The organism is Acetivibrio cellulolyticus CD2, from assembly GCF_000179595.2.
Classification (GTDB): domain Bacteria; phylum Bacillota; class Clostridia; order Acetivibrionales; family Acetivibrionaceae; genus Acetivibrio; species Acetivibrio cellulolyticus.
On sequence record NZ_JH556653.1, the window covers coordinates 1,192,736 to 1,196,425 of the forward strand.

Annotated in this window: 4 protein-coding genes; 2 read left to right on the plus strand and 2 right to left on the minus strand. The window is 34.9% G+C overall.

Going from position 1 to position 3,690, the window contains the following annotated elements:
- Positions 1 to 44: 44 nt before the first annotated feature.
- On the plus strand, positions 45 to 461 hold the full coding sequence (locus ACECE_RS31660; protein WP_235715922.1) for a transposase: 417 nt from the start codon (positions 45 to 47) through the stop codon (positions 459 to 461).
- A 112-nt stretch (positions 462 to 573) separates the two neighbouring features.
- Here the strand turns inward: ACECE_RS31660 and ACECE_RS0207320 are convergent, their stop codons facing one another.
- Both ACECE_RS0207320 and ACECE_RS0207325 read right to left on the minus strand, forming a co-directional pair.
- A complete protein-coding gene (locus ACECE_RS0207320) occupies positions 574 to 2,082 on the minus strand; it encodes a HAMP domain-containing protein (protein ID WP_205410164.1) in 1,509 nt (502 codons plus the stop codon).
- 99 nt (positions 2,083 to 2,181) lie between these two features.
- Positions 2,182 to 2,739 (minus strand): TetR/AcrR family transcriptional regulator C-terminal domain-containing protein, encoded by a 558-nt coding sequence (locus ACECE_RS0207325; RefSeq protein ID WP_456048997.1) that lies wholly within the window; start codon positions 2,737 to 2,739, stop codon positions 2,182 to 2,184.
- A gap of 328 nt (positions 2,740 to 3,067) precedes the next feature.
- Here ACECE_RS0207325 and ACECE_RS26920 point away from each other — a divergent pair.
- Positions 3,068 to 3,690 (plus strand): HAD-IC family P-type ATPase (locus ACECE_RS26920; protein WP_010246169.1); only part of this gene is annotated, 623 nt, incomplete at its 3' end.

The following is a 3,690-nucleotide window of genomic DNA, read 5'->3' on the forward strand; positions in this document are numbered from 1 at the left end:
TATAAAAGCTTATAAGGAACAGCTCAAAATCTTTGATAAGGCTATTGAGGAACAAATTAAACTTATTCCCTAATCCTTTAACCTCTATCAAAGGAATCGGCCCTGTATACTCTGCCGGAATAATAGCAGAAATTGGTGATATTCATCGTTTCAAAGATCATGCTGCATTAGCTAAATTTGCGGGTATTTCCTGGACAAAACACCAATCAGGAAACTTTACGGCTTCAAATACTAAATTAATTAAGTTTGGTAACCGTTATTTGCGTTACTACTTCATGGAAGCAACTAACAAAGTGAGATTGCACGATCACGAGTTAAAACGCTTCTATGAATTAAAATATAGCCAAACCCCAAAAACAGCTCATAAAAGGGCACTTGCATTAACTGCCAGAAAATTCGTTCGACTTGTCTATGCACTGCTGCATAGCAATCGACTTTATATTCCACCAAAAGGAGATTAATTTCCATTTGGTTAACCATATCCTACCATATTTACAAACTTACTTTGGTAGGCTTAATAGGTGATGCCTTTTTATGCTCAAAACCGGTAAAATATCATCAATATTTCTAAATTTATTTCCAATTTGGTATTGACATTTTACCGCTGGACTTTTCGGAGAGGAAAGTTGGCAGAAGCTCATTACAGGTTTCGCGGATTAATACTATTACATTATCAAGCTCTAGTTCGTGTTTTTTAATTTGTTTCAAAATATCATCCTTGAACATAAAGGCATTACCTAGCAGATTACTAACATCCCTCTTCATTTTGATAATATCCTGCAATACTTCATCATGCAAATCAGAAGCCAACCTTTTTCTTTCTTTTTCCGATATTTGCAGGAAAACTTTGCTTATCCATTTAGGTGTGTTGCCTTCATTCTGTAAATTCATTAACTTGTCTGACAATTCTTCAATTAGAGATAAATTCTCATAAAAGATAGCAGTATACCTTGACAGCAGCCTGATTGACAGTCTGTCCCGCTGACTGAGTTGCACGCTTTGAGGGTCAATCAACAGCAAATGGTAATTTTCATCCATATTTCCGATTATCGTCAGATATATTTTGTCAATATGAATCATATCTCCTACTTTAAGATTCTGAATATTTCCCGATAAAGTATCTACTGCCTCCTGGTAATGAAAGTTTGATTCATCAATCTCTGTTATAAACCGTTTTCCGTCAAACTCCAGGATTTTAACATTTTCAATAGGGACTATATTCTTAATGTTATCAATAATTTTCTGCTCTAGTTCTTCCACTTTATGCGATTTTGAGATATCCATGAGACTCCTGTACAAACTTATATTGCCATCGTTAAATATACTTACCAGCTCGTCAAAGGCAGTCTCCAATTCACCAAATTCATTGGTTGCTTCAATATCGAACTTAACTGAAAAATCCCCTTCCCGGATTTTCTTTACCTTATTGGTAAACTTTTTTAATTGCTTGGTCAATATCCTGCTGGATATCCATGAGATTACCAACGCAATAATAACTATAATAATAGTAAAAATAATAGTCTCAACCCTGTTTTTTGCTATAAGATCATAGATATCCTGCGCTTCCATATCAATACCAAGTACCCCAATCAAATCGCCTTTCCGATTGAAAAGAGGTACGTAGGAAGCAACATTTGCACCCCATTCATCATCGTGTGAAAGCTCCCCGATAAAGGTCTTTTCTTCTTTGAAAGTCATTTCAAGCAACTTATATTTATTAACCTCAATGTCTCCCGGCATTGAAACATCAGGCCCGTTATAGCCTAATGGGAATCCATCAACAATATATATAGTTTCACCATATTTTGATTTTGTCATTATATATAAAAACTTCAGCCCGTATACCCTTTTAAACTCACATAAAGTCTGCCTCAAGTTTTGATACTCAGGCATGCCAAGTATTTTCTTCTGTTCACCCTGTTGATTTTTCATATTAAGGGTACATTCAGCTACCTTTTGCAGTTCATCAATTTCAATATTTTCTGCAACGATTTTTGCCATGTTTCTGGCTTTTATCCCTAAAGAATCAGTTATCAACTTAGTTGATGCTGTATGTGTAAAACAACTCAATACTATTGCCAAAATGACTACAATAGTAGAGAATAACAAATTTATTTTCGTCTGCAATCTCACGAATATCTACCTCACATATTATACTTTTCCCGCCAGACTTCGAAAATACTATTTTTCAATATATCTTTCAATAATGAACTTTATACATTCTTCGGTAATGGGATAAAGCTTTGCACTATATTGATATGGAAAAGATCTCATACCATCTTTTGCCCATTGTGTTATGCTCCCAACAATTGCGTTGGAAAAAAAGTCTGCGATCAGGTTTATTTCGTCCTGGGCTAATTTGCGCGTTCCAAGTACTTCTTTAATTTTCATCATATTAGAATCGTAAATAATCTTAAAAAAATGTTCATTAAGGTTGTTCTGGACCTCTGAAGAAAGAGCTACAACATAGAAATCTCTATTATTATATAAATGCTCAACAAGCTCATCAAAAACTGAATTATCATTATTCAAGTCTGTAAGAGCCGCAAATTCAGTATCAAAAATCCAGCAAACAAGATCCTGCTTGTCTTGAAAATGGTAATAAAATGTTTTCCGATTTAGCCCGCACGCTTTTACAATATCTTGAACACTTATTTTATCTAATGGAATACTTACCATAAGTTTCTTTAATGTTTGCGCAATTAATTGTTTTGTAAGTTCCGGTTTTGACATTTTCATTCACATCCTAACTCAGCCATAAGCTGCAGCAAAAGTCCCAGTGGCATTTAGCCCTACTCAAACATAAAACGTTCGCCACCTAATTTTTTCAAATCAAATCAAGGAAATACGGACATTTCTTTAAATCTGTCCTAAAACATCTCACTTGCAATTATATGTGTAAAAATAGGACACTTAATTTCGATTATTGGTTTTTTATCATCTTATAACATGTTAAATTATTTGTAAAGGTTAGCGTTGATACGCACCAAATTATAATAGTTTGTATGCAAAAAAAGCATACTATTAAACTATAATATATCAAATTAATATGGAAGGGAATTGTCAAATGAAACATTATTTTGAGGAAATTGAAGCAGTTTTTAAATCGCAGGAAACTTCAAAAAACGGTATCGATTCGTCGAAAGCACAAGAACGGCTTGAGAAATACGGAAGAAATAAGCTTGATGAAGGAAAAAAGAAATCTGTATTAGTAAAATTTTTGGAGCAATTAAAAGACCCTATGATCATTGTACTTATTGCAGCAGCAGTTGTCTCGGGTGCACTCGGAGAAATAGCAGATGCAGTTATTATAATGATAGTTGTTGTGGTAAATTCAATTTTGGGCGTTGTGCAGGAAGGAAAAGCCGAAAAGGCTATTGAAGCGCTGCAGAAGATGTCGTCTCCATTTACTAAAGTCAGAAGAAACGGTCAGGTTATGCAAGTAAAATCAGATGAAATCGTACCAGGGGACGTTATTCTTTTAGAGGCAGGTGATTCTATTCCTGCTGATATGAGAATAATTGAAGCATCGAGTTTTAAAATTGAGGAAGCATCCCTTACAGGAGAATCCGTACCTTCTGAGAAAACTGATCTTGTTATCCCTGCAAATGATAAGGATATTCCGCTTGGCGACCGTGTCAACATGGCTTATATGGGCACCAATGTAGTTTACGGCCGTGGCGAAGGGGT

What these genes read in the sequence shown, in the direction of transcription:
- ACECE_RS0207325 (WP_456048997.1), bottom strand. Translation starts at nt 2,739, where the DNA reads ATGAAAATGTCAAAACCGGAACTTACAAAACAATTAATTGCGCAAACA.